Origin of the sequence: Sutterella massiliensis, from assembly GCF_016899755.1 — a bacterium.
Lineage (GTDB): Bacteria > Pseudomonadota > Gammaproteobacteria > Burkholderiales > Burkholderiaceae_F > Sutterella > Sutterella massiliensis.
Genome location: NZ_JACJJC010000001.1, coordinates 132,043 through 158,515 on the forward strand (window position 1 = coordinate 132,043; position 26,473 = coordinate 158,515).

General features: G+C 57.7%; 23 protein-coding genes and 1 riboswitch. Of the genes, 12 read left to right on the top strand and 11 right to left on the bottom strand.

Annotated features, from left to right (window positions below):
- The first annotated feature begins 28 nt into the window (after positions 1 to 28).
- Both H6A60_RS00620 and H6A60_RS00625 read left to right on the top strand, forming a co-directional pair.
- Entirely contained in the window at positions 29 to 1,564 is a 1,536-nt protein-coding gene (locus H6A60_RS00620) for a S41 family peptidase (RefSeq protein ID WP_205101407.1), read from the top strand.
- 30 nt (positions 1,565 to 1,594) lie between these two features.
- A complete protein-coding gene (locus tag H6A60_RS00625) occupies positions 1,595 to 2,359 on the top strand; it encodes a HesA/MoeB/ThiF family protein (protein ID WP_205101408.1) in 765 nt (254 codons plus the stop codon).
- On the opposite strand, the gene H6A60_RS13705 is transcribed toward H6A60_RS00625, so the two are convergent.
- The 7 genes from H6A60_RS13705 to H6A60_RS00660 form a co-directional block, all read right to left on the bottom strand.
- On the bottom strand, positions 2,296 to 3,087 hold the full coding sequence (locus tag H6A60_RS13705; protein ID WP_205101409.1) for an HAD-IA family hydrolase: 792 nt from the start codon (positions 3,085 to 3,087) through the stop codon (positions 2,296 to 2,298). The genes H6A60_RS00625 and H6A60_RS13705 overlap by 64 nt on opposite strands.
- Before the next feature lie 103 nt (positions 3,088 to 3,190).
- Positions 3,191 to 3,610 (bottom strand): RNA polymerase-binding protein DksA, encoded by a 420-nt coding sequence (gene dksA / locus H6A60_RS00635; RefSeq protein ID WP_205101410.1) that lies wholly within the window; start codon positions 3,608 to 3,610, stop codon positions 3,191 to 3,193.
- A 182-nt stretch (positions 3,611 to 3,792) separates the two neighbouring features.
- On the bottom strand, positions 3,793 to 4,797 hold the full coding sequence (locus tag H6A60_RS00640; RefSeq protein ID WP_205101411.1) for a CobW family GTP-binding protein: 1,005 nt from the start codon (positions 4,795 to 4,797) through the stop codon (positions 3,793 to 3,795).
- Positions 4,798 to 4,858: 61 nt separating this feature from the next.
- Positions 4,859 to 6,067, bottom strand: coding sequence for a class I SAM-dependent rRNA methyltransferase (locus H6A60_RS00645; protein WP_205101412.1), 1,209 nt, complete (start codon positions 6,065 to 6,067; stop codon positions 4,859 to 4,861).
- A gap of 49 nt (positions 6,068 to 6,116) precedes the next feature.
- On the bottom strand, positions 6,117 to 6,998 hold the full coding sequence (dapF, locus tag H6A60_RS00650; RefSeq protein WP_239477490.1) for a diaminopimelate epimerase: 882 nt from the start codon (positions 6,996 to 6,998) through the stop codon (positions 6,117 to 6,119).
- 20 nt (positions 6,999 to 7,018) lie between these two features.
- Positions 7,019 to 7,897, bottom strand: coding sequence for a lysophospholipid acyltransferase family protein (locus H6A60_RS00655; protein WP_205101413.1), 879 nt, complete (start codon positions 7,895 to 7,897; stop codon positions 7,019 to 7,021).
- Between the two features lie 13 nt (positions 7,898 to 7,910).
- Positions 7,911 to 8,789, bottom strand: a complete 879-nt coding sequence (locus H6A60_RS00660) for a lysophospholipid acyltransferase family protein (RefSeq protein WP_205101414.1) — start codon at positions 8,787 to 8,789, stop codon at positions 7,911 to 7,913.
- Positions 8,790 to 9,103: 314 nt separating this feature from the next.
- Here H6A60_RS00660 and metK point away from each other — a divergent pair, with 314 nt between their 5' ends.
- The 3 genes from metK (at position 9,104) to ahcY (ending at position 13,519) form a co-directional block, all read left to right on the top strand.
- Entirely contained in the window at positions 9,104 to 10,282 is a 1,179-nt protein-coding gene (metK, locus tag H6A60_RS00665; RefSeq protein ID WP_205101415.1) for a methionine adenosyltransferase, read from the top strand.
- Between the two features lie 272 nt (positions 10,283 to 10,554).
- On the top strand, positions 10,555 to 11,859 hold the full coding sequence (locus tag H6A60_RS00670) for a tryptophan--tRNA ligase (protein WP_205101416.1): 1,305 nt from the start codon (positions 10,555 to 10,557) through the stop codon (positions 11,857 to 11,859).
- A 114-nt stretch (positions 11,860 to 11,973) separates the two neighbouring features.
- Positions 11,974 to 12,095: riboswitch (S-adenosyl-L-homocysteine riboswitch) on the top strand.
- Positions 12,096 to 12,121: 26 nt separating this feature from the next.
- Positions 12,122 to 13,519, top strand: a complete 1,398-nt coding sequence (gene ahcY / locus H6A60_RS00675; protein ID WP_205101417.1) for an adenosylhomocysteinase — start codon at positions 12,122 to 12,124, stop codon at positions 13,517 to 13,519.
- Between the two features lie 155 nt (positions 13,520 to 13,674).
- On the opposite strand, the gene H6A60_RS00680 is transcribed toward ahcY, so the two are convergent.
- Positions 13,675 to 14,295, bottom strand: coding sequence for a 5-formyltetrahydrofolate cyclo-ligase (locus tag H6A60_RS00680; protein ID WP_205101418.1), 621 nt, complete (start codon positions 14,293 to 14,295; stop codon positions 13,675 to 13,677).
- Positions 14,296 to 14,364: 69 nt separating this feature from the next.
- Between H6A60_RS00680 and H6A60_RS00685 the strand changes: the two genes are divergently transcribed.
- Both H6A60_RS00685 and H6A60_RS00690 read left to right on the top strand, forming a co-directional pair.
- Positions 14,365 to 16,716, top strand: a complete 2,352-nt coding sequence (locus tag H6A60_RS00685; protein WP_205101419.1) for a lytic transglycosylase domain-containing protein — start codon at positions 14,365 to 14,367, stop codon at positions 16,714 to 16,716.
- A 10-nt stretch (positions 16,717 to 16,726) separates the two neighbouring features.
- Positions 16,727 to 17,854, top strand: coding sequence for a tRNA nucleotidyltransferase/poly(A) polymerase-related protein (locus H6A60_RS00690; protein WP_205101420.1), 1,128 nt, complete (start codon positions 16,727 to 16,729; stop codon positions 17,852 to 17,854).
- Here H6A60_RS00690 and H6A60_RS00695 read toward each other — a convergent pair.
- A complete protein-coding gene (locus H6A60_RS00695; protein WP_205101421.1) occupies positions 17,851 to 18,042 on the bottom strand; it encodes a DUF2905 domain-containing protein in 192 nt (63 codons plus the stop codon). The two genes, H6A60_RS00690 and H6A60_RS00695, sit on opposite strands and share 4 nt — an antisense overlap.
- Positions 18,043 to 18,147: 105 nt before the next feature.
- Here H6A60_RS00695 and H6A60_RS00700 point away from each other — a divergent pair, with 105 nt between their 5' ends.
- From H6A60_RS00700 to H6A60_RS00710, 3 genes are all read left to right on the top strand, one after another.
- Entirely contained in the window at positions 18,148 to 18,537 is a 390-nt protein-coding gene (locus tag H6A60_RS00700) for a dihydroneopterin aldolase (RefSeq protein WP_239477491.1), read from the top strand.
- Positions 18,530 to 19,429, top strand: a complete 900-nt coding sequence (gene ttcA / locus H6A60_RS00705; protein ID WP_205101423.1) for a tRNA 2-thiocytidine(32) synthetase TtcA — start codon at positions 18,530 to 18,532, stop codon at positions 19,427 to 19,429. Before H6A60_RS00700 ends, ttcA begins: the two co-directional genes overlap by 8 nt.
- Before the next feature lie 143 nt (positions 19,430 to 19,572).
- Positions 19,573 to 20,028: a CBS domain-containing protein gene (locus tag H6A60_RS00710; RefSeq protein WP_205101424.1), complete on the top strand. Its 456-nt coding sequence runs from the start codon at positions 19,573 to 19,575 to the stop codon at positions 20,026 to 20,028.
- Between the two features lie 291 nt (positions 20,029 to 20,319).
- Here the strand turns inward: H6A60_RS00710 and ppk2 are convergent, their stop codons facing one another.
- Both ppk2 and rsmI read right to left on the bottom strand, forming a co-directional pair.
- Positions 20,320 to 21,669 carry a polyphosphate kinase 2 gene (gene ppk2 / locus H6A60_RS00715; protein WP_239477492.1) on the bottom strand — a complete coding sequence of 450 codons (1,350 nt, stop codon included), beginning with the start codon at positions 21,667 to 21,669 and terminating at the stop codon, positions 20,320 to 20,322.
- Between the two features lie 61 nt (positions 21,670 to 21,730).
- On the bottom strand, positions 21,731 to 22,885 hold the full coding sequence (gene rsmI / locus H6A60_RS00720; RefSeq protein WP_338054815.1) for a 16S rRNA (cytidine(1402)-2'-O)-methyltransferase: 1,155 nt from the start codon (positions 22,883 to 22,885) through the stop codon (positions 21,731 to 21,733).
- Here rsmI and H6A60_RS00725 point away from each other — a divergent pair.
- Positions 22,860 to 24,392: a penicillin-binding protein activator gene (locus H6A60_RS00725; protein WP_439145067.1), complete on the top strand. Its 1,533-nt coding sequence runs from the start codon at positions 22,860 to 22,862 to the stop codon at positions 24,390 to 24,392. The two genes, rsmI and H6A60_RS00725, sit on opposite strands and share 26 nt — an antisense overlap.
- Positions 24,393 to 24,461: 69 nt before the next feature.
- On the top strand, positions 24,462 to 26,282 hold the full coding sequence (locus tag H6A60_RS00730) for an ATP-binding cassette domain-containing protein (protein ID WP_205101426.1): 1,821 nt from the start codon (positions 24,462 to 24,464) through the stop codon (positions 26,280 to 26,282).
- Positions 26,283 to 26,473 lie beyond the last annotated feature (191 nt).

Below are 26,473 nucleotides of genomic sequence, written 5' to 3' on the forward strand. Positions count from 1 at the left end.
AACCACAAATTTTTCCAGCATTTCAGCCATGAAATCTTTTCGAGCGCTTTCGCTCGTAGGTGCGGGCGTCTGCCTCGGCGCCTTCGCGAGCATCGGCCTGCAGGCCTATGCGGCCAAGCAGGCCGCCGAAGAACTTCCGCTTCAGGAAATCCGGCAATTTACGAGCGTCTTCAATGCCGTAAAGGACTATTACGTCGACCCGATCACGGATAAGGAACTGCTGCAGTCGGCGGTCGAAGGCATGGTGAGCGGACTCGATCCGCACTCGAACTTCCTTGACCAGAAAGGCTTCGAGGACATGAACGAGTCGACGCACGGTGCTTTCGGCGGGCTCGGGCTCGAGGTCACGAAAGACCCTGCCGGCGTGCGCGTTATCTCTCCGATCGACGATACGCCTGCCGCGCGAGCAGGCGTTCGCGCGGGCGACATCATCACGAAGATCGACGGTGAGGCTGCCGCCGACCTGACACTTGAGGATGCCGTGAAGCTCATGCGCGGTGAACCGAAGACGAAGGTGAAGCTCGAAGTCGCCCGCAAGGGTGTCATGAAACCGCTGCACTTCGAACTTGAACGCGCCATGATCAAGACGCAGTCCGTCAAGATGCAAAAGCTCATAGACGGCATCGGCTACATCCGTATCACGCAGTTCCAGGAACGAACGGCAGAGGACCTTGCCAAGCACCTCAACGACCTCGAAAAAGCGGGCAACCTCAAGGGGCTCGTGCTCGACCTGCGCAATGACCCGGGCGGTCTGTTGCAGGCTGCGATCGGTGTCTCGGCGGCGTTCCTGCCGAAGAATGCCGACATCGTCTCGACGAAGGGTCGTGCGCCGCAGTCCGACTATGTCTTTAAGGCGATCGAGTCGGACTACCGTGCCGGCAACGCCGTTCGTGCGCTCGAAGAGCTCACCGCAAAGGCCAAAACTGTGCCGATTGTCGTGCTCATCAACTCGTCTTCAGCTTCGGCCTCGGAAATCGTCGCCGGTGCGCTGCAGGACCACAAGCGCGCGACGCTCATGGGCGACCGATCCTTCGGCAAGGGATCCGTGCAAACGATTCTGCCGATGACCTTCGGCGAAAAGACGGTCGGCATCAAGCTCACGACGGCGCGCTACTTCACGCCGTCGGGCCGCTCGATTCAGGCGCGCGGCATCGAACCCGACATTTATGTCGACGACACGCCCAAGGGCAACTATCCCTCCTTCCAGATTCGCGAGGCCGACCTTGCGCATCATCTCGTCAACGAGGACGACAAAAAGAAGGCCGACGGCAAAAAGGCCGCCAAGGACGACCTGCCCTACGACGACAACGATGCGGCCGAAGCGCCCGATTATCAGTACATGTTCGGCGACGAAAAAGACTGGCAGCTTCAGCAGGCAGTCAACCACCTGCAGGGCAAACCTGTTGTCGAATCGAAGTACCGCGGCAAGCCCATCTCGGTCGTCAAGAAGCTGAAGGCTGAAGAAAAGGCGCAGAAGAAGGCCGATGAAGCCAAGGCGAAGAGCAAAGCCCAATCTGAGGACAAATCCGCCGATGCCGTTCAAAAAGACGCCGAGAAAAAATAACCGCTAGTACCTTATCGGAGAGACAACGAGATGCTAACGGAATCGCTTCGCTCGCGGCTTATTCGCCAAATCGGCCTCGCGGAAATGGGCCCGCAGCGGCAGGCCGCCATAGCCGAAACACGCTTTCTCGTGATCGGCGCGGGCGGTATCGGCTCGCCCGCCCTCATGTATTTGGCCGCTTCGGGCGCCGTGAACATCACGGTCGCGGACAACGACGAAGTGAGCATCTCCAACCTCTCCCGGCAGCTCATTCACTCGGCCGACGACATCGGCGTCAACAAGGCTGAAAATGCCGTTCACGCCTTGCGCCGCTTCAACCCGGAGGTTCGCGTCGTGCCCGTGGCTGCCCGCATGAGCGACGAGCTCACTCTCAAAACGCTCATGAATGATGCGGATGTCGTCCTTGACTGCACGGATAACCTGGCCTCACGCCAACTGATCAGTCGGTGCGCGCTCGAACTCGGTAAACCGCTCGTTTTCGGCGCTGCGCTACGCTTCAGCGGTCAAGTGGCGGTCTTCGACTTTCGCTCGCCCGACTCGCCCTGCTACCGTTGCCTCTTTGAAGAGGACGCCCCCGAAAACGACCAGAAGGCGCTCGACTACGGTGTTTTCACGCCGATCACAGGTGTCGTCGGGTTGTTGCAGGCTTCTGAAGCACTCAAAATTGCGGCCGGCATCGGTTCGCCGCTTGTCGGCCGCCTTCTGATGATCGATCTACTCTCGGCGGATTTTCAAACCGTGCGCTTTAAAAAGCGCCGCGACTGTCCCGTCTGCGGCAAGCGCGCGCACGGCTGAAAACAACGCTCGAGCTCGCGAATGTGAACGACAGACGCATCGACGTAGAGCGGATCAATGCGATGCGAAAGCTTGCCGTTTCGGCGACGGTAGCCCGTACACCAAACAGTCTTGAGCCCCACACCTTTGGCGCATTTCAAATTCGCGAGCGTATCGTCAACAAGCACCGCTTCGTTCGGACGCACGCAAAAGCGCGTGCATACCGCGCGCAGCATGGCTGCGTTGGGCTTCGGACGCCACTCACCAAACAGACGCATGTCGCTGCTCGTGATGACTTCGTCAAAGTAGTCGCTCATACCGAGGCCGGCAAGTACCGCATCCGCGTAGTTGCGCGGACCGTTCGTGAGAACGACCTTGCGCCCGGGCAGCCCCTTCAAATCCGCTTTCGGATCACCTTCGACATGGATGAAGGGCAAAAAATCGAAGTCGTGCGTCGCAGATAGGAACTCTCGCGGATCAACACGGTGGCGCTTCCACATACCGAGAAAGGTCGACCCGTACTGCGCCCAATAGGCAGTTCGCAAGCGTCCGGCCGCCTCCCAGTCGAGTCCGAGCCGCTTTGAGATGAAGTCGTTCATGCGCAGATGGATCGCGTGGAGCATACCGCCCGACGCTTCAAAGAGCGTGTCGTCAAGGTCGATGAACCAAAGCTTCGGTACCGCACCCGCCTTACCGACACACCGCTTAGCACCCTTCAAGCGGTCTTGAATCGAAGTCGCTGAATTCACTTGAAATAGCCTCCGCACGTTCGCTGACAAAAAAACACGGCCGCACGCCCGCTATAAGAGGCGCAACAGCCGTGTTCGTCTTGCTACCGATCGCAGTGCTCGATCAGTCGCCGTACATTTTCTGCTTAAGCTCTCGGCGCTGCTGCGCTTCAAGCGAGAGCGTCGCCGTCGGGCGTGCCATCAAGCGAGCAACACCAATCGGATCGCCCGTCTCTTCGCAGTAACCGTAATCACCGTCGTCGATGCGCTTGATCGCCGCCTGAACCTTCTTGAGAAGCTTGCGCTCACGGTCGCGCGTACGCAGTTCAAGCGCGTGCTCCTCTTCAATCGTGGCACGGTCGGCCGGATCAGGCGCGACGGTCGTTTCACGAAGGTTAACGGTCGTCTGATCGGCATTGGCACGGAGTTCGGCCTCCATTTCGCTCAAACGATGACGGAAGAATTCGAGCTGACGATCATTCATGTAATCGTCATCGGACATCTGGAGAATTTCTTCCGCCGTAAGCAATTTTTTCGCGGCCATTGTCGTCATCCTTATACGCTGGCTGAGCTGTAGAGCCGATTGCATCACCTCGGTTTACCCCACAAGTCGGAGCATTTAAAGCGAATTCGCTGCAATCGGCGGAACAAAAAGCAAGGTGGCTTTATAGCGAATAATTGGCAATTCTGCCACATCAAACGATCGGTTTTGGGGCAAAGCGCCGATCAATCGCTTTTTGCTTCGCATGTCTTCATGCCGGCACGAATCGCTTCTTCGGGAAGGTTGCGGCCGATGAAAACAAGCTTCGAGTAGCGAGGCCTGTCACCCCAGGGACCAAGCACGTCCGAGACAGCGAGCATGTGTACCCCTTGGAACGCCACGCGGAAGTCCGAACCCTGAAGCCAAAGAACGCCCTTGTAGCGCAACAGATCCGGGCCGTAAACGCTCGTGAGTGACATGATGTAGCGCTCGAATTTCACCGGATCGAACGGACGCTCAGTCTCGTAAACGAACGTGTGAATGTCGTCGCTGTGGTGATGGTGGTGATGATCGTCATTGAAGAAGGCCGGATCCACGTCGAGCACGTCGTTCATGTTGAAGCCCGTAATGTCGAGGACTTCTGAAACGGGGCACTTGCCCATATCAACGCGACGAATCGGCGCACGCGCGTTCATCTGGCGCAGACGCGCCTCCATCGCAAGCGCCTCCTCTTCACTCACGAGGTCGCACTTCGAGAGCAGGATGCGGTCGGCAAAACCCACCTGTTCGCGAGCGGCAGCTTCCTTGTCGAGCGTTTCATGTCCGTACTTGGCGTCAACGACCGTCACGACGCCGTCGAGGCGGAAAAAGGGCGCCACGGCATCGTCCATGAAGAACGTCTGCGCGACGGGACCGGGGTTTGCAACACCCGAGGTCTCAAGCACGACATAGTCGAACTCGATCTCACCTCGATCGCGCTTGTGGCGCAAATCCGTCAAAACGCGCGACAGATCCCCGCGAATCGTGCAACACACGCAGCCGTTGTTCATGGAAACGATCTGCTCCTTGTTCGTGCTCACAATGAGATCGTTGTCGATGTTTTCCGGCCCGAATTCGTTCTCGATCACCGCGATTTTGTACTGATGGTTTTCAGACAAAATGCGGTTGAGCAGCGTCGTCTTCCCAGCACCGAGAAAGCCTGTGAGAATGGTCACCGGAATGTCCGGTTCCTGCGGTTCTTCTACTACCATCTTTCACACCTCAGCATTCGGCTTTAAAGCCGAAAGAAATGTCTCTTGAGAAGGGCTCGCCTTACGGACGAACGCAAAGATGCAGGCCCTTCAGATATTCGCCCTCGGGATACGTCATCAAAAGCGGGTGATCCTCGCCGCCGCCAAAGCGACCCACGGCCCACGCATTGACGCGAGCGTCTATCACGGCACCGGCGACGATCTTCTGGAAGAGGTCCACGTCGATCGCGCCCGAGCACGAAAACGTGAAGAGCTCGCCGCCCGGCGCAAGCAACCGCAGGCCGTTGAGATTGATGTCTTTATACGCTCTCGCGGCACGGTCGACATGATAGTGACTCGAAGCGAACTTGGGCGGATCGAGAATCACAAGATCGAAGTGCTCGCCCGCATCACGATAGCGGCGAAGTGCCTGGAAAACGTCGTCACAAACCCACTTGGTGCGCTCTTCAGCAAAGCCGTTGCGGCGAGCATTGCGTGCAGCCATGTTGAGCGCCTCCTGCGAAGAGTCGACCGAAACAACCTCGTCGGCGCCGCCCTTGAGAAGAGCAAGCGAGAAGCCGCCCGTGTAGCAGAAGCAATTGAGCGCTCGCATGCCGCGGCCGTGCTTGCGACGGAATGCCTCTGCAACCTTCTGTGCGGTCAGGCGGCTTTCACGCTGGTCGATATAAAAGCCCGTCTTGTGCCCGACACGCACATCGACGCCGTAAAGAACGCCGTCCTCGCTGATTTCGATTTCCTGGGGCGGCTCCTCGCCTCGCAACAGCCCCGTGCGAAGCTCAAGACCCTCGCGGCGGCGCGTAGCGGCGTCGGAACGATCGAAGACGCCTTTGGCGCCCGTAGCCTCGATCAGAGTATCAACGATGATTTCGCGATGCGCCTCAACGCCCGCAGACTGGAACTGCGTGACGAGATAGTCGCCGTACTGGTCGACGATCAGACCGGGCAGCTGATCGGCTTCACCGAAAACAAGGCGAATAGCATTCGTGCGTTCGCGAAGCGGCGCGCGGGCCGCTACTGCATCGGCAATTTTCTTGGCAAACCACGCCGCATCAACCGCCTCGTCCTCACGGTACGACCAGCAGCGCGCACGCAGCGTCGAGGTCGGAGAATAGGCCGCCCAGGCGAGGAAGCGCCCGTCGTGCGCGCGTACGGCCACCGTCTCGCCGCTCGCGGGCTTACCTTCGACACGCTTGACCGCCGTGTCGTAAACCCAAGGATGACGACGAAGGAGCGACTTTTCCTTGTCCTTCTTCAAAATCAAGCTGTTCATGATTACTCTCTGCAAAAACGTTGAAATCGTTCTGTTCGGCCGCGGCGAATCACGCATCCGAAATCGGAAAGGCGCCCTCAAAAACCACGGACGCATTGCCCGAGAGCGTCACGCTTTCGAGCGTTGTTATGCTGCGGCAGAGCAATTCGCCGCCGCGCGCGTAAAAGGCCGTTTCCTCATCAAAACGCCCCTGAAGCCGCCCGGCAATGTACGCCGCACAGGTTCCAGTGCCGCAGGCGAGCGTTTCACCGGAGCCTCGCTCGTAAACGCGAATGCGTGCCCGTCGCTCGTCGAGTACCTCAACAAAGCCCACGTTGACGCCCTCGGAGAAGTGCCCGCAATTTTGCACGAACGGCCCCAGCTCGCCAACCGGTACGTCGTCAACACTGCCGTCAACGAAAATCACTGCGTGCGGATTACCGAGATTGACGACGCACAGCCACAGATACTCGCCCACATCCGAACGCCAGATACCGTACTGCATCATGCCGCCCACTCGCCTTCGAACGAGCCCTTCGGGGTCAAATGGGATATCGGCATAGTCGAGCTTTGCCGCCCCCATGTCCACCGTCATGCGTTCGCTATCGGACTCGGCGACAACGCTGATCACACCCTTCTTCACGCGTAGCCGAACAAGTGGACCGCGCGCATAGCCTTTGAGAATCGCAAAACGCGCGATGCAACGGGCGCCGTTGCCGCACTGTTCGATCTCTTCACCCGTGTTGTTGAAAATTCGATAGCGAAAATCCGCTTCATCGTCATCGGCTTCGACAGGCGCAAGAAGCAACACCTGATCACAGCCGACGCCGAATTTTCGATCGGCTAAACGCCGAATGAAGGCTTCGTCAACGGGTGGCAGCCGCGTCATGCCATCGAGTACAACGAAATCGTTGCCGGCACCCTGCATTTTCGTAAAGGGCAAAAGATTCATTTTCGCTCGACCCTCAATGCTCAGTACACGCTCGGTTCGCCTTCAGGCCGTGTCTTGAAGCGCCGGTGCACCCAGAGATACTGGTCGGGGTGCTGACGGATGCGGGCCTCAAGCTCCTCGTTGAGGCGCTTCGTATCGGCTTCGGGATCGTTTGTCGGGAAATTTTCGAGCGGCGGCGTAATTTCGACTTCATATCCGTCCTCCGTCATCACGGCAAAGCTCCAGAGCACCTTTGCCTTCATGACCTTAGCCAGTCGCGACACCATCGGGATCGTCGCAGCCTGAACCCCGAAGAAAGGCACAAAAACAGAATTGCGCCGCCCGTGATCCATGTCGGGCAGATAGTAGAAAGGCAACCCCTCACGCATCGCACGCATCACGGGCCGCAGGTCGCTGCCGTTACTCTTCGGAATCAGAACGGGATTGGAAAAGCGGAGCCGCCCCTTGAGAAGCGCCTCGTCCCAAACCGGATTACTCTGACGCTGATAAAGCGAAACGCCGCGTACGTATGTATTGAGCGCAATGCCCGCAGCGTCGAGTCCAGCGAAATGAGGCGATATGCAGATGGTCGGCCGCCCGTCCGGCGTCAGAAGATGTTCAAGCCCCTTGAAGCGTACGAGTGCCTGAACTTCCTCGCGCGTCCCCATCCAGAGCGTGCCGTGATCGATTGCCGCGCGGCCTAGGCGCACATAGACGCGCTTTGCGAGCGCTACACGCTCTTCCTCGGAGAGTTCAGGAAAGCAAAGCCGCAGATTCGTGAGAATGACGTGACGTCGCTTCGGGACCGCTCGCCAAAGAACAAATGCGGCAAATCTGGCGAGCCGCCAGCGCATCGGCATGGACACGCCGTGAAGGCGCTTCACGAGCGCCACCCACAGGCGGGCGAAAAAATTGTTCATAAAAGAGCCCTTCTTATTTCTGCTCGGCGGCCTCTGCCGGCCGCGTGATGCCTCTTGGACACTTGTAGCGGTTGTAGCTCCAGGCATACTGCGCAGGCATGCGGCGAATGATGCTTTCGATGTGGCGATTCATCGCCTCCACGTCAACGAGGACGTCGCCTGTAAGCGGCACATCCCACTCTTCAGCATCAAGCGTCCAGCCGTGTGACTCGCGCGTACCCCAAGCAAAAATACGAATCGCATCAAACTGCTTGGCCACCTTGACGGGCAACGTGATCGTATAGGCAGCACGGCCGAAAAAAGTCGCCCAAACACCGTCGCCGTGCCGCGAGGGAACCTGATCGGGAAGTGCGCCGAATGTGTGTCCAGCGCGCAGATTACGGATGACACGTTTGACGCCGTTGAGATTCGTCGGTACAGCCTCAATGCCAGGCGCTTGACGGGCTTCACCCACGAGTTTGCGCAGCACACTCTTCTTGGGCGGCTTGTAAAGAATCGTGATGTTTCGACCGGTTTCGCGGAAAAAGTTTTCCGCCAGCCAGACGGGCAACACCTCGAAGCACCCGATATGCGGCGTCATGAAGACAATCGGGCGACCGCTTCGCATCGCATCACCAATCAGCTTGCTCGCACGTTCGGTCGCATGCACTTCCTTAAGTACGTCTTCGACCGGGCGGTACCACACCCAAATGCTTTCCATCGCCTGACGCCCGGCATTGCGTCCGACTCGGCTGAAAAGGCGCCGATCCTCGTAGCCCGCGGCGCGCAGATTCGCGCGGGTTCGGCGCCGATAAGTCGGCGAAAGCCAAAACGCACACTCGCCGATCGCCGCGCCGACAACTTGTAAAAACCGCAGTGGCAGCTTTGCCAACAGCCGCATCACCCAATGCATGCAGGAGCCCTCTGTCAGTGCCCGAAGAATTTCAGTAGAGGCTGGTTATTTTAAGAAACTTCGCCCTGCATTTCGGGCCTTGATTTTTAACGTTTTCTTTTCGGAGCCGTCGCCGTGCGTCGACACGCGTTTGCGTTTGCCCCCTTTTCGACTAGCAAGTCTTGTCGCCGCGCAGTATGATGCGCGGATCGCCGAGTTAAGAAGACAACTTGCGGGGCGAACGAAATACCGCTAAAGCGTCTGTCGCACGGAACCATTTGAGCCACTGCGTTAGGCGCTGCCTTTCAACTTTCCTATTACGGAGCATTGGCGAAATGGCCAGCGAATATCTTTTTACCTCGGAATCTGTCAGTGAAGGCCACCCGGACAAAGTGGCTGACCAGATTTCCGATGCCGTCCTTGATGCCTGCGTTGAGCAGGATCCCCTGAGCCGCGTTGCCGCGGAAACCCTTTGCACGACCGGCCTCGTTGTCATGGCCGGCGAGATCACGACGAACGCCACGGTCGACTACATCGACCTCGCTCGCAACGTTCTCAAGCGCATCGGCTACGACAACACCGAATATGGCATCGACCACAAAGGCTGTGCCGTACTCGTGGGCTACGACAAGCAGTCGCAGGACATCAAGCAGGGCGTGGACAAGGCTGCAGATGACGAACTCAACCTCGGCGCCGGTGACCAGGGCCTCATGTTCGGCTTTGCCTGCACGGAAACGCCGACGCTCATGCCCGCACCGATTTACTACGCGCATCAGCTCATGCAGCGCCAGGCACTCGTGCGCAAGAACGGCACGCTGCCCTTCCTGCGTCCGGACGCCAAGAGTCAGGTGACGCTGCGCTATCGCGACGGCGTGCCCGTTGCCGCCGATACGATTGTCATCTCCTCGCAGCACTCGCCCGACATGTCCCTCGGCACCCAGATGAAGCCCGAGTTCATTGAAGCGATCGTCGAGGAAATCATCCGACCGGTCATGCCGGCCGAATGGCTCAAGGACACGAAGTTCCTCATCAACCCGACCGGCCGCTTTGTTGTCGGCGGGCCGCAGGGAGACTGCGGTCTCACCGGCCGCAAGATCATTGTCGATACGTACGGCGGCTATTGCCCGCACGGCGGCGGCGCCTTCTCCGGCAAGGATCCGACCAAGGTCGACCGCTCGGCAGCTTATGCCTGCCGCTATGTGGCCAAGAACATCGTTGCCGCCGGTCTGGCTTCTTACTGCCTCGTGCAGGTTTCGTACGCGATCGGCGTTGCAGAACCGATGAACATCACGGTGTTCACACGTGGCACGGGCGTTGTGAGCGATGCCAAGCTCGCTGAGCTCGTTCGCGCCAACTTCGACCTGCGTCCCCGCGGCATCATCAAGATGCTCGATCTGCGCCGTCCGATCTATTCGAAGACGGCCGCCTACGGCCACTTCGGCCGCGAAGAGCCGGAATTCACCTGGGAAAAGACGGACAAGGCCGAAGCGCTTCGTGTCCAGGCCGGCTTCTGAGAGCCGCTGGAGCGCAAAGCCGTTGATTGCTTAACGATTGCCTGATTTGCCTTTGGCCGGTACGGCACGTGTGCCGTACCGGCTTTTTCGTTGGTATAGGTGCTGACGCGGCAAACCCGCCCTTTAGCGTCACGACGGGATTTCGAGTGCCGATACCCCTTGCCCTGCGATGTAATATCTTCTATTCGCCGCCCGCGAAGTCCTCTCTGCGGCGTCATTTGAGCGGCGTTCCATACACCTCATTCATTTCGTCTCGTAAGAAAGCATCGATCATGAAAAAACGCGTGCTCACCGGCATCAACACGACCGGTACCCTTCACATCGGCAATTATGTCGGTGCGATCCGCCCCGCCATTCAGGACAGCCGGAATCCGGACGTTGAAAGCTTCCTCTTCCTCGCCGACCTGCATGCGCTCATCAAGTGCCAGGATCCGGCACGCATCGAGCGCAGCCGCATGCAGATTGCGGCAACGTGGCTCGCCTGCGGACTCGATCCTGAGCGCGTCGTTTTCTACCGCCAAAGCGACATCCCGGAAATCCCGACGCTCAACTGGTTGCTTTCCTGCGTGATGTCGAAGGGCCTCCTGAACCGCGCCCACGCTTACAAAGCCAAGGTCGATGCCGCCGTCGCCGCAGGCCGCGACCCGGATGCGGACGTCTCGATGGGGCTTTTCTGCTACCCCGTGCTCATGGCAGCCGATATCCTGATGTTTAATGCCAACGAGGTGCCCGTCGGCCATGACCAAATTCAGCACCTTGAAATGGCACGCGAGGCCGCACAGCGTTTCAACAATCTCTATGCGCCTGCTGACAAACCCTTTTTTGTTTTGCCGCAGGCGACCGGTGGCAGTGATGTTGAAGTGCTCCCGGGGCTTGACGGCCGCAAGATGAGTAAGTCCTACAACAACGTGATTCCGCTCTTTGAGGGCGGCCGCAAAGCGCTCGACGAAGCGATCGCGCGCATCGTCACGGATTCGCGCCTGCCGGGAGAACCGAAGGATCCGGACAGCTCCTCGCTCGCCGTGCTCTATCAGGCTTTTGCAACCGCAGAAGAAACAGCCGCGTTCCGTCAAGAACTCTGCGACGGCCTCGGCTGGGGCGACGCCAAGAAGCGTTTGGCGGAAAAAATCGACGCTGAAATCGGCCCAATGCGCATGCGCTACGAAGAGCTCATGGCACATCCCGAAAAGCTCGAAGAAATCCTGCAGGCGGGTGCGAAGAAGGCACGTGCAATCGCGACACCCTTCCTCGCCGACCTCATGCACGCCGTGGGCCTGAAATCCTTTACGACTGCTCCGGCTGCCGAAGGCAAAAAGAAGAAGGCGAAAAAGGCCGGCGCCGATACGCTCTTCAAGCAATATCGCGAAGCAGACGGACTCTTCTACTTCAAACTTGTCGCCGCCGGCAAGGAACTCCTCATCTCGAGCGGCTTCGAATCCGGGCGCGATGCCGGCCAGTGGATCGGTCGCATCAAGACCGAAGGGCTAGACGCCCTCGCTCAAGCACCTGTAACGAAGTGCACCGATGCGACTGATACTGAAATTAGTGAAGCCATTAATCGCCTTCAGGCTGAGTAAATATTAGCGAAAGCAAATACTTACTCACCTAAATCTGTAAAACCCTCGGGCGGCGGCCTATAATAGCCGCCGCTTTTGTCGGTACCCGCTCTGACTGCCGACATCCATACGTCCTCTGTCGAGGAGCGCTGCGACGATCGCCGATACCGCGATTGCCAGGCTCGGCAGTAGCGACCGACCACAGCGCGCAAAACCGTGCGCCTCGGTCATTCATTTCAAAACGGCGCTCTTTTTTCCTGACTTCCCAACTAGAGGACAAACAATGAACGCCAACGATTACGTTATTGCCGACCTCGACCTGGCTGACTGGGGCCGCAAGGAGATCCAGATCGCCGAAGTCGAAATGCCGGGCCTGATGGCCATCCGCAAGGAATATGCCGCCACGCAGCCGCTCAAGGGCGCGCGCATCTCGGGCTCCCTGCACATGACCATTCAAACGGCCGTCCTGATCGAGACGCTTACTGCTCTCGGCGCCGAGGTTCGCTGGGCGAGCTGCAACATTTTCTCAACGCAGGACCATGCTGCCGCGGCCATCGTTAAAGACGGTGTCTCCGTCTTTGCCAAGAAGGGCGAATCGCTCGAAGAGTATTGGTCCTACACGCACCGCATTTTCGAGTGGCCCGACGGCGGTTTCTCGAACATGATTCTTGACGACGGCGGCGATGCAACGTTGCTGTTGCACCTTGGTGCTCGCGCCGAAAACGACATCAGCGTGCTCGACAATCCGACGTCCGACGAAGAAAAGGCACTCTTTGCCGAAATTCGCAAGCACCTTGAAGCCGATCCCCACTGGTATTCGACGCGTCTCGCGCACATCAAGGGCATCACGGAAGAAACCACCACGGGCGTGCATCGTCTCTATCAGATGCATCAGCGTGGCGAACTCAAGGTTCCCGCCATTAACGTGAACGACTCGGTAACGAAGTCGAAGTTCGACAACCTTTACGGCTGCCGCGAGTCGCTCGTTGACGGCATCAAACGCGCCACCGACGTTATGGTCGCTGGTAAGGTTGCCGTCGTAGTCGGCTACGGTGACGTAGGTAAGGGCTGCGCACAGGCTCTGCGCGCGCTTTCGGCCCAGGTTTGGGTTGTCGAAATCGACCCGATCTGCGCGCTTCAGGCGGCGATGGAAGGTTACCGTGTCGTCACGATGGACTACGCCAAGGACAAGGCCGACATCTTCGTCACTGCGACGGGCAATGTCCGTGTCATCACGCACGAACACATGATCGCGATGAAAAACGAAGCAATCGTCTGCAACATCGGTCACTTCGACAGCGAAATCGACGTTGCCTCGATGCGCCAGTATCACTGGGAAAACATCAAGCCGCAGGTCGACCACATCACGCTGCCATCGGGCAACCGAATCACGCTCCTTGCCGAAGGGCGCCTTGTCAATCTCGGCTGCGCTACGGGTCATCCCTCCTACGTGATGAGTTCGTCGTTCGCCAACCAGACGCTCGCGCAGATTGAACTCTTCTGCCACCCCGAACGGTACCCGGTGGGTGTCTATATCCTGCCGAAGATCCTCGACGAAAAGGTTGCACGCCTGCAGCTCACGAACCTCAACGCTCAGCTCTCCGAGCTCACCGACGAGCAGGCAGCTTACATCGGCGTTCCGAAGGAAGGTCCCTACAAGTCGGAAAACTACCGCTACTAATCCGACCTTGAGGTGCTTGAAGCGCGCTTTCTCCAAAGAGCTTTCGCCTTCAGAAGCGTCGGATCCGGATTAAAAACGGCCGCTTGAGCATTCACGCCAAGCGGCCGTTTCTTGTGGAATCATCAGAGTCAAAAGCTCCTTATCGGGATCTTTAATTAACGAAACAGCACCTTCGACTCCGTCAGAATGCAATCGAGCGGCTCATCCCAAGGCTCGAAGAGCGAGGGCGAAACAGTGCAGGCATCACATGCGACGCCGCAGAGAAAAGGTGCAGCCCCGTCAGCTTGACGAACACGTGCAATGTAGCGGTCGAAAAAACCACCGCCATTGCCGAGTCGATGACACGCATTTGAATATCCCACGCAGGGAATGATGAGCGCCGCAGGTTCAACGGCATGCCCCGTTGAGGAAATAATGCCTTTGGCATCGCGGCAGATGTTGCCATCAGCCTCTGGATCCCACTCTCTGTAACTCATCATGTCGTCAGCATCAATGAAGGGCAGTGCCAGCGTTCGGCCTTCGCCCAGATCAAGCCAATCGCAGAAAATCCCCCTCAGATCGGGTTCGCCCAAAAGCGGTGAATAGATGCCGACAATGCGCACCGCGTTGAGCGCTTCTGCGAGGCGCTTTTCGGCTTCGTTGACCGCGTTCCCTGAGAGGAGGCGCGCAAGTTTGCCGACAATTTTTTCTTCTGCATCGATCAATTCGGTGCTACGCAATGCACGCAAAGCTTTGCGGCGTTCGATTTTGGCTTCGGACATCTGTACCTGAGTCATTCTCAAAAAACTTCTCGGATGGCCCGTTATATTAACGGCTTGTATTCCTTGTATTTCCGCAGAAACGAGATGTCTTTAGCTTCCTCTTGGCGCCGAACGTGCGCGGCTTCGCTTTTGCTCGCGAGCCTTGCGCTTGCGCAGGCGGCGTACGCCGCCGATCCGCAGGCATCTCAGTCGACACAATCGGGGGAAAGCCCCCTCATACGGCCGATTCCCCACAGATTCGTCCCCGTCACCATTGCCGAGCGATTACAGTCGCTCAATACGGCCGACGGTGAAGTGCTCATCATTGAGGAATCCGCGGCCGCGGTCGACCCTGCCGAAGTCGTTCTGAGCGTCGACCGTGCTTTTGCCAGAGAACCGGTGCTGCTCGAGAGCGGTCTCACCGAAGCGGCTGCCGATGAGGCGACCGATGCCGCAGGGCGCGTCACAGCGGAACTTCTCAACGAACCGGTCGTTGATCCACTCGACGTAGCGCTTTACGCAGTTCCGCCCGAACCGCTTGACAATGTATTTCTTGACGCGCGGAAAGCTTACGTCCGTGGAGACCTCGCTCGACTCGAAAAACTCGCCCCCATTCTCTCGACGCATCTCCTCAAGGATTACATCGAGCTCTGGACACTAACGCTTCGTCTGAAAAAAGAACCCGATTCGCCCGAAGCAACGTTCGCGCTCGAACGCTTCATTGAACTGCATCCAGAAGACTATATCGGCGAACGTGCTGCGCTCGAATATCTGCAATTTGCCGCAGAGCGAATGAATGCGGAACGCTTCGACTTTTTCTTCAAGCGCCTCGCTTGGAACAAAACCGATCCCGAAATTGCCGCTTGGCACGCCATTTATACGCTTGGCACCCCCGACACCAAACCGAGTCTGGGAGCGCTCAACGATGCCAAAAGCCTTTATCGCGACGCTTCGGCACCACACTCGAAAGCCTATCGATCGCTCGGCGACGCCATCGTCGCACGAGACCGTTCCTGGGCGTGGCCGCGCGTTGTAATTCTCCTGCAGCACGGACGATGGAACGAAGTCAAGTATGCGCTGCGCGACGTCCCGCGCCCCGAGCTCCCTGCATCCCTTTCTCGGCTGCACGAAATCATCGATCGTCCGAATACTTGGATGCGCAGACAAAAAGACCTTTCGAAGCTGCCAGCTCGCTTAGCGGTCTTTGCGGCGCTTCGCATGAGCCACTCGTCACCCGAGCGCGCGGCTCGAATCGCCGAGAAGTGCCTTGACAAAAAGGCCGACGCCTTCTGGCGATCGCTCGTCTGGATGCGCATCGGTTACGAAGCCACGGTGAATCTCGACGACAGGGCCTTCGCCTGGTATCGGAAAGCCGGACGCGCCTTCACGCAACGCCCGCAGCTCGTCGTCAATGCCGAGCAGCTACAGGCTTGGCAGGCTCGAGCGGCCATGCGTGCAGGCAATTGGTATTCGCTCAACAAAATCATCGACGCGATGCCCGCATCGCTCCGCAATGAAGAGACTTGGATCTACTGGCGCGCACGAGCGCTTTCGGCACGCGGCCTCTCTGGCGAAGCCGCCAAAGAATTCGAGCGCATTGCGAACCGGCTCACGTTTTACGGTCGACTCGCGGCCGATGCCATCCGGCGCCCCTACCCTGTGGGGAAACCTCCGCTTGAACCGCCCCGCAGCGATGAAATCAATGCCTGGGGAAGCAATCCGAGCATTGCGCGCGCGCGTGCGTTTTACCGCATGCATCTCTATGTCGAAGGTCACAGAGAGTGGAATTGGGCAATGCGAGGATTGAAAGAGCGCGACTACATTGTTCTGGCCGCCTACGCCAAAGAGAATCTTCTCATTCACAGGATGATCAACACGAGCCAGCGCTCGGGCGAGAAAACTGTCGACATCGCTCAACGCTATCCCATGCCGCATTTTTCGCTCTTCTCGCACGTGTGCAGCACGCAAAAAATACCGCTGGCTTGGGTCTACGGTCTCATCCGACAGGAGTCCCGCTTCATTCCGACGGTAAGTTCCTCGGTCGGAGCGCAAGGCCTCATGCAGGTCATGCCTGCTACGGCGAAATGGCTTGCCAAAAAGCTCGGCATCACGGCTTACGACCGAGAACATCTGACCAGCTTGGAGATGAATCTGGTGCTCGGAACCGCATACCTCAATATTCTCTACTCGGACCTCAACTCGAGCTACGTGCTCGCGACCGCCGCCTATAATGCGGGCCCCGCACGAGCAAGAAGCTGGCGCGCTGCACTTGAAAAACCGATGGAAAGCGCGATTTTTATCGAAACCATCCCGTTTTTCGAAACGCGTACCTACGTGAAGAACGTGCTCGCGAACACGCTCACCTACAGTCTTCTTGACGGAGATCCGATCAAGAATTTCACGCAGTTCATCAGCACCGTTCAGCCGAGCAGCGCAACGAATCCCAACATTCCTTAACTACGCCTCTATGCAAACGTACATTGTCGGCGGCTTCGTTCGAGATTTGCTTCTAAGCGCCGAGGGCTCCGCCGCCCGCCCGAACGACCGCGACTGGGTGGTCGTCGGCGAAACTCCCGAAAGCATGATCCGCAGGGGCTTCAAACCCGTCGGAGAAGACTTCCCCGTTTTCCTGCATCCGAAAACGCACGAGGAGTATGCCCTCGCACGAACCGAGCGCAAAACGGCGCCTGGCTACCATGGTTTTGTGTTTCACGCAGCAGCGGACGTCACGCTCGAAGAAGACCTGAAGCGCCGGGATCTCACCGTCAACGCCATTGCCATGACCGAAAGCGGTGACTTCATCGACCCCTACGGCGGCATGCGCGACCTCAAAGCGCACGTACTACGACATGTAAGTGACGCGTTTGCAGAAGATCCTGTCCGCATTCTGCGGTTGGCTCGCTTTGCGGCAAGATTCCCGAGCTTTTCCGTTGCACCGGAGACGATGGCGCTGATGCGACAAATGGTCGAAAGCGGCGAAGCCGATGCGCTCGTACCCGAACGCGTGCTGGCTGAGCTCGCCAAGGGGCTTGCTTGTCCCGTCCCATCCCGCATGCTCGACGTACTTGAAGCCTGCGGTTTCTGGATGCGTCGCTACGCCGACATTCCGCTCGGCTCGGCGACTAGGCAAGCACTTCACCGTTGCATTCTCTCGGGACTTCCTGTCAGCATGCGGTTTGCTGCGCTCACGACGGAACTTGCCGACGAAAGGCACGTAAAAGCTTTTTTAACCTCGATCAGAGCCAGCGCCGACACCGTCTCCTTTGCCGAAACACTGAAACGCATTGAAGTACCGCTAAAGCGACTCGCTTCGGCCGAAGATGCCGTGGAAGTATTTCTCAAAGCCGACGCGCTGCGCCGACGCGATCGCATGATGCTGTTGCTCGAGTACGGAAGTCGAGTATTCCCCGAAACGCTCGGCTCGCAGGCAAAACAACTGCAGCGGCGCATTGAAGCGGCGCTTGAAGCGTGGTGCAGTGTCAATGCGGGCGCCGTCGCAAAAACGCAGACAAACCCGCGCGACATTGCATCGGCCGTACTGAATGCACGATGCGATGCTGTTCGCGCCGCTTGGCAAGCGTCTGAAGGCAGTTAGAGAAGCTTCCCGACGAGCACGGCAGCCATGAAAAGCAGAATCGTGCTCATGAAAGGCAGTTCGATCTGTCGACCGAACACCTTGAAGCTGATGTCGCCGGGCAACCTGCCAAGCCCGAAGCGACGAAGCGTCGGAATGCAGGTAAGAATGACGATCAGAAAGATGAATGTAACTAAAGCCCATCGCATGATTTCGTCATTTTAAAGCGCCGCTTCACTCGCTCAAGTTTTCTTGTAATTCGTTTTTCCAAATAAATGTTCACCCGAAAGACCTGCATCCCCGATCCTATTTTTTTGCAGACGCACTGTCGACGCATTTTCTTCCGCAATCTCGCCCTATCCTGTTCCATCGGCGTCTACGACCATGAAAAGGCAAATCGGCAACAGCTGACGCTTGACTGCGACGTCTGGGCGCTCAAGCACCCTGTCGGTACCGACTCGCTCGAGGCTGTTCTCGATTACGACCGCATCGGCGCCATTCTGCGGCAGGCAGCTGTTGGGCACACGAATCTGCAGGAAACGCTGGTCGACCGTCTCATCAAACAGATCGCGGCGTTGCCCTCCGTTGTACTCGTCCGTTTGGCAAGCGCCAAACCCGACGCCTATCCCGACGCGGACGCGATCGGCATTGAGGAGTGGCGCGTCGGCGAATCCTTTTCCAAAACTTTCGAATCCGATGACTGATCACGTTATTCCCATTGTTCCCGCGCCGACCGAGACCGAAGCCGTCTTTCGCCGCGAAGGCGACCACTCGTCCGGCATGCTTCTCACCGACCGCAATAAACTCTCCGTCTCGCAGCGCAAGCTCGAGAAGCGCATCATTCGCCTCACCGCTCAAGCCATCACTGACTTCAACATGATTGAAGAGGGCGACAAGGTTATGGTGGCAATGAGCGGCGGCAAAGACAGTTATGTACTTCTTGATGCGCTCAAGACGCTTCGCGAGCGTGCTCCCATTCATTTCGACCTCATTGCAGTCAACGTCCATCAGCACATTCCGCAATTTCCCCTCGAATCGCTCAGAACGCATCTGGCCGCATCAGGGGTGCCTTATCACATCGAAGATCAGGACACCAACTCGATCATCGAACGTCTTATTCCGGAAGGCAAGAACGTCTGCTCGCTCTGCGCACGTTTGCGCCGCGGCATCCTCTACCGAGTTGCAGGCGAACTCGGCTGCACGAAGATCGCACTCGGTCACCATATGGACGACGTTGTGGGCACATTTCTCCTCAACCTCTTTTATGGCGGCCGTATGAAGGCTATGCCGCCCAAGCTGCGCAGCGATGACGGAAAAAACATCGTCATCCGGCCGCTCGTGTACGTTCGCGAACGAGAAACGGAAAAGATGGCCAAAATTCGCAGCTATCCCCTCGCGGCAAAGGGTATCTGCGGCGCCGGCGAAAATCTCAAGCGTCAAGAAATCAAAGCACTCATTCGCGACTGGGATCGTGAATTCCCCGGACGCGTCTATAACACGTTCATGAGCCTGCAGCGCGTCTCCGCATCTCATCTCATGGACAAGAGCCTCTACGACTTTGACGCTTTCGAACGAATCGCAATCACAGCGCAATAAATTCGACAGCTTTCTGAAGTGCCCGAAAATTGAGGACCCGCCGCCTCTATTTTCTTTTTTCGATACAATCGAATTCGCTTTCCTACTCCACCAGCACTTGGGAATTGCTTTTTTCTCCGAGTGTTCTTTTTCCTTATTTCGAGATGCGTACCCGTTCCCTTAAAGTCATTGATATGGCCGTCCACGACGTGGCAACCATCACCGCCGACAAGAACATTCAGGAATGCGCGGCCCAGATGCGTTCCGAGCACGTCGGCAGTCTCGTCGTCATCAATGACGAACGCAAGCCGATCGGCATGATCACGGACCGCGACATCGCTATTGAAGTCGTCGCCCTCAAGCGCAACCCCGAAGAGCTGCAAGTCAAAGATGTTATGACCGCTCCCGTCGTCACCGCCTCGCCGAATGAAGGTATGGTCACGGCGCTTGCCCGCATGCGTGAATTCGGCATCCGCCGCCTACCGATCGTTGGCGAAGACGGCACGATTGTAGGCGTTATCTCTAACTCGAATCTGATTGAAGAGCTTTCCGAACTCTTGGGCGGGCTCGTTCGCAATATTCATTCGTCGAAGACGCGTGAGGTTACGCTCCGCTCGTAAGTCTTCGGCTATTTTTCGCAGAAGGGCCTCGGCAACAGTCGGGGCCTTTTTGCATCGCTCTCTGCACCGAGGTGTTTCACGTGAAACATACATACTGTTCGTATGCAACAAACTTTTCTTCACGGTGTCCCACCAGCAGCGGTCAACATGTTTCACGTGAAACACGCATTTGACAAATTCTTCGAGACTGCTGAATCACAAAGCATCTCAGATCACAACAACTCCTTCACGAAAAAAAGACCGCGCCGAAACGCGGTCCTTTCTCTGTTTTGCAGCTTAGAAAGCTGTCGATTACTTTTTAAGCTTACGATCGCTCTTCTTACCTGTCGGCAGATAGCTGGGCACCTCGTCGCTCATTCCGTGATGACCTATACCGAGACCGCCCAGACCGCCGCGATTTTCGGCGGTTTCGAACATGGCGCTCGCACGTCCCACGATGAGCGGATTAACGGGGCCGACGGCCTTGAGATCACGATGTGCGTACGGAATGGCGTGCAACACGTAGCGCATGGCGTTTAGGCGAGCACGCTTCTTGTCGTCGCTCTTGATGACGGTCCAGGGCGCCTCAGACGTATCCGTCGAGAAGAACATCGCCTCCTTGGCAGCAGTGTAGTTATCCCAAAGATCGAGTGAAGCGCGATCGATCGGCGAGAGTTTCCAACGCTTCAAGGGAGACACTTCGCGTTCTTTAAAGCGCCGGCGCTGCTCTTCGCGGCTCACCGAGAACCAGAACTTAATGAGATAAATACCGTTGCGAACCAGGTTGCGCTCGAAACCCGGCACTTCACGCATGAACTCGTAGTACTCCTCATCGGAACAAAAGCCCATGACGCGCTCGACACCTGCGCGGTTGTACCAAGAGCGATCGAAGAAAACGATTTCACCCTTAGTGGGCAAATGCTGAATATAGCGCTGGAAATACCACTGCCCCCGCTCGACTTCGGTAGGTTTGTCGAGAGCAACGATGCGTGCGCCGCGTGGATTGAGGTGTTCCATGAAACGCTTGATCGTACCCCCCTTGCCAGCGGCATCACGGCCTTCAAAGAGGACGACAACACGCTGACCAGTCTCCTTCACCCAAGCCTGAAGCTTGAGCAGCTCGACCTGCAGACGATACTTTTCGGACTCATAGACCTTTCTGCGCATCCGGTTGACATAGGGATACGCGCCCTTGGTCCAGTCGGGGTTGAGTTGGTTGTCCTCAGCTTCTTTTTCTTGCGCAGTTTTGCCGCGATGCTTACTGAACTCTCTCAAGAGTTCGCGCAAAATCGCTTCGCGATCTTCCGGCGACTGCCCCGACAAGATGTCGTTAATGATGTCCTCTTTACGGGCGTGACCACGCTCCGTCATCGAATGCTTGATGTGATTGAGGATGTCACGACTGTTGCGAAAGCGTGGAGGTCGATCGATTTTTTCATTGGCATAAAGGGGCGGAACGCGCTTGCCCGCAGGGGTCTTTCCGACGGTCTCTTCTGACGCTTGAACGCGTTGCTGCTCAGGCGCTCCTTCGTGAGCGGCTTCGGGTGCCTGCCGTGCCTCGGCCTGAGGAACAGTGATCTGTTGCCTGGCGTCGGGCTTGTCGCCAGGAATGGCGCTGTTCGGTTGAGGGTTGTCCGTATTTTTTTTGGGCATATCTGTCATTAGGCGGACTCCTAGTCTTTTTTTGATGAGTGCGCGAAATCTCGGACAGGCACCGGACTCGTTATTGTTCTTCCCGCTTGCCGTCCAAGAGGAAATCGTAGATTGCCTGCCTGGGAAGTCCCGTCGCCTTGGCGCCAACGGCAGACAACCGGGAGGCAGGAAGTTCGGAGGAAAGCGCCCTCAGCCACTTGCGCGCCTCCTCGTTTAAGCCTACCGCCGCTGTACGCATTTCATCAATCAGGATTACATACTCCCCTCGCGGTTCATGTTCCTGTGCCCACGCACAAAGCTCACCTGCCGTGAGACGGGTAATCGTTTCAAAGCGCTTCGTCAGTTCCCTAGCAACAACGACACGCCGCTCAGGCTTCAGAGCCGCACCGAGATCCTTCAGCAGATCAACCACGCGATGCGGCGCCTCGTAGAGCACAAAGGGTGCTTTGTGCTCGGCGAGTTCTGCCAGAGCCGCACGGCGTGCTTTGGCCTGCGGCGGCACAAAACCCACAAAATGGAAACCCGAACCAAGAAGCCCGGCCGCCGAGAGCGCAGTCACGACGGCGCTCGCCCCCGGAATCGGAATGACGCGCAGCCCCGCTTCGTACACGGCGTCGACGACGCGAGCCCCCGGATCAGAAACAGCCGGCGTTCCCGCATCCGTTACAAGCGCAACTTTTTCGCCGCGAGAAAGCCGCGCCACAATTTGCTCTGCGCCCATACGTTCGTTATGCTCACGCACGGAAAGCAATTGAGGCGACAGGCCGAATCTGTCCAAAAGTTTCCTCGTTTCCCGGGTATCTTCCGCGGCTACCGCATCTACTCTTGAAAGAACCCAAAGCGCCCTCAGCGTTATATCGCCGAGATTTCCGATGGGGACACCGACCACATAAAGTGCGCCGTCAGGCACCGTCTGCTCCGGCAGGCCTGCCGTTGTCATCAAAGAATTTTCAGACCAAAAATTTGCTTGAGAAGTCATGTTGGAAGTCAATCGGGCGTTCGCTGCCCGCTGTATCAGCGTTGTGCTTTTAACTTTACCCGTTTTGGGGGTATGCACCGAACCGGAAACGATCGCACAGCCCTTGCCGGCGGGCACAGATGCGGCGGCGAGCTCGCTTGCGCAGACAGCGTCGACGTCGAGTCCGGCTGAACAGGCTGCGCCGATGCCGACCTGGCGGCCACTCACGATCGCGGTGCTGATGCCGCAAGACGGCTCGCCCTTCATGGCCGCAGCCAAAATCGTCTGCAACGGCCTTACAGCGGCGAGCAAAACAAGTGGGCAGGCTGCCGAAATCCTTCTCATTGAGGCTACAAGCTCTGCTTCGCTCGACAACCAGCTCGAAGCGGCCATCGCGTCCGGAGCGGATGTCGTTGTAGGACCGCTCGAACGAAATGCGGTCACGGAACTCGCATATCGCGAATCGCTACCGTTACCGACGGTTGCTCTGAATGTGCCCTCGCAGGCACTCTCAGGCGCAGCCCCTGAGAACCTCATCATGATGTCCGTCTCGACGGAGTCCGAAGCGAATTACATCGCCGGCCTTGCCGCAAAAGCATTACCCGCCGCCTCCGAACGCTACGGAGAAGCGAAGGTTGCCATCATCACCTCGTCGGATGCATGGGAGCAGCGAATCGCCGAAGCTTTCGAACAAACGCTCGCGCACGCCAATGTTTCGTACGAAGTGATCGAAGTCACCGATGAGACACTGCCTACGCTGCAAAAGCGCACCGAGCCGACACTCACGGAAGAAGAAGAAAGCGTCTTCCAGGCAAAAAAAGCACAGGCCTATAAGGACTACCCAGCCGGGACCACTGCGCTCAAGCGTCGCATCGCCGCCATCAATGCCGAACGCCGCGCCAAAATCGCCACGTCGGAGCCGCCCTTCCAAGCGGCACTCCTCGCACTTGATGCACAGAGTGCAAGCCTTGTGCGCAACCGCCTGCATCAGCAGATGCGCATCTGGGCAACCTCAGCGTCGAACCCAGGCGACCCACGTGAAAGTTCGACCGCCTCCGCACTTGCCTACGACCTCGACAAAATGGTCTTCTCGGATTGTCCGATCGTCGTTCGATACGATGCGCAAGGGTTCACCGCCCGGTTCGAAAGTGCCATGCCCTACTCGCTCGCTGCCAAGCGCCTCTTTGCACTTGGCGCCGACGCCTACGAACTTGCACGCCTCTGGTCGAGCAAGGAGCAACGCATTCAGTTTGACGGTGAAACGGGTCACCTGACGCTTGACAGGCAACTCTCGCCCGAAGTCCTTCGTACGCCGCAGACAATCGTCATTCAGTCGGGAGAGCTCCTTGAGGCTGAGCCAGAAGCAGTCGCGCAGACGCGCCTGCCGCATATCGAGTCGCCCGACACCGCTGCAGTGAGTGGATTGACAGAGTCAAACGCATCGACCGAAGCGGTGTCGCCTGCGAGCGACAAACCGCTCGTTCAAGTTGACGAAGTTTTCAATGACGTACGCAGAACGGACGTCAAGTCGATCGTGATCGATCCGCAGCAGTCGCTGCCCGACCCGATACCGACACCGATGCTTCCTGCCAAACCGAAACCGCTTCCCGAAAACGGGACCGCCGCGCAAATGCCCTCGGGCGCTGCACCCTCGCCGATTTCGCAGGACTTCGCGCCCCTACATCGTGAGACTGCCGTCGAAACGATACCGCCCGAACTTTCTGTAGAGCCTCAAACGGACAGCGCCTCAACTTTCGGTCAGCCTAACCATTAAGCGACACAGTTAACGCGTCCCATCTCAACACGTTTGTATTTCATCAGCGACACTCTTATTCATTGCAGCATGTCTCTTATCACCCTACTCAACGCCAGTCTCGCCTGGGGGGATCTCCCGCTTTTAGACGGTGCAGCCTTTTCTCTCGAAACAGGAGAACGTGTCGGCCTCATCGGCAGAAACGGTACGGGAAAAAGCTCAATGCTTGCCGTCCTCGCGGGCACACTCAAACTTGACGACGGATTGATCCAGAGGCAGGACGGCCTGAAGACGTGCTACGTGGAACAGGAGCCGCTTCTACCAGCAGCCGAAACAATCAAAGAGAGCCTCGTCAAGCGAGGCGGTCTTGACGCGCTTGAAGACACACCGCAAAAGTGGCAGACGCTTGCGCGCCTTGACGAATACATGCACCGCTTCGAACTCGACGCAAACGCTTCGCCCGAGCGAGCATCGGGCGGAGAAAAGAAGCGGGCGGCTCTCGCGCTTGCCTTCGCGCTCACCCCCGACCTACTGCTTCTTGACGAACCGACCAACCACCTCGACATCACGGCGATCTCGCGCCTTGAAGAGATTTGCAAAAACGAATTCAAGAACCAACGTTCGCTCGTCGTCATCACGCACGACCGACAGTTCCTAGACAACGTCGCCACACGCATCGTCGAACTCGACCGCGGCGTTCTGCGTAGTTATCCCGGCACCTTTGCCGCATACGAAGCCAGAAAAGAGGAAGAGCTCGAGGCGGAGTCGCTCGCACGGCGTCGCTTCGACAAATTTTGGGCGCAGGAAGAGGTTTGGATCCGCAAGGGCATTGAGGCACGCAGAACTCGTAACGAAGGTCGCGTGCGGCGACTCGAGCAGCTTCGCCGCGAGCGCGCTGCACGCCGCGAACGCCTCGGTTCCATCAACCTCAAAATCGATGCGGGCGAAAAGAGCGGCAAGATCGTTGTGGAAGTCAAGGGCCTCAACAAGTCCTTCGGCGATCGCCCGATCGTTAAAGACCTCGACTTCACACTGATGCGCGGGGACCGTCTGGGTCTCATCGGGCACAACGGCGTCGGTAAAAGCACGCTCATTAAGCTTCTTTTGGGAAAAATCGCGCCCGACTCGGGTTCGATCCGCTTGGGTACCAACCTGCAGATCGCCTACTTTGATCAGTTGCGTGAGCAACTTGATCTCACCAAAACCGTTGCAGAAACGATTGCACCGGGCTCGGACTGGGTGGAAATTGCCGGTCAACGCAAGCACATCGTTGCGTATCTCGGCGATTTCCTCTTCCCGGCGAGGCGTGCCAAAGTCCCGGTGAGCTCACTTTCCGGTGGTGAACGCAACCGACTGCTCCTTGCCCGGCTCTTTGCACTGCCGGCCAATCTGCTCGTGCTCGACGAGCCGACGAACGATCTCGACATCGATTCGCTGGAGCTTCTCGAACAGACGCTCATGAGCTACCCGGGTACGATCATCCTCGTGAGTCACGACCGCCGATTCCTCGACAATGTCGTTACCGAAGTCTTGGCACCCGAAGGCGACGGCCGTTGGCGTGAATACGTGGGCGGCTACTCCGACTGGCTCGCGCAGCGACCGACCCCAAAAGAAGAGAAGTCCGCCCCCAAACCTGCCGCGCCCGTGCGTATCAAGCCCAAAATACAAAAGCTCCGCATGAGCTACAAAGAGCTCAAAGAACTTGAGGTACTTCCCCAGACGATCGAAACACTTGAAACCGAGCAAACGGGTTTGATTGCCAAAATGAGCGAGACGGGCTACCACGCTCGAGACCCGCAGGAAATCAAGGCTGACAACGAACGGCTGAAGGAAATCGAGGTGTTGCTCACCGAAAGCTTCGACCGATGGGAGGCACTCGAAACGAAACGTGCGCAAGTTGAAGGGAGTTAACGCAACCTTCGAAAAGCAATTATTAGTGAACGCTTACTTTGGTTAAGTACGGCAGGAACAAGGCGTTCACTCAAGGTCCTCTTCCCGTTACACGCTTCGAGCCGCGCGTTTGCACGCAGGCACGGACACGCATGCGGACATCCGAAGGCCTTAAGATCTTACCAATGCATTTGCGGCAATGCCGCCTCATC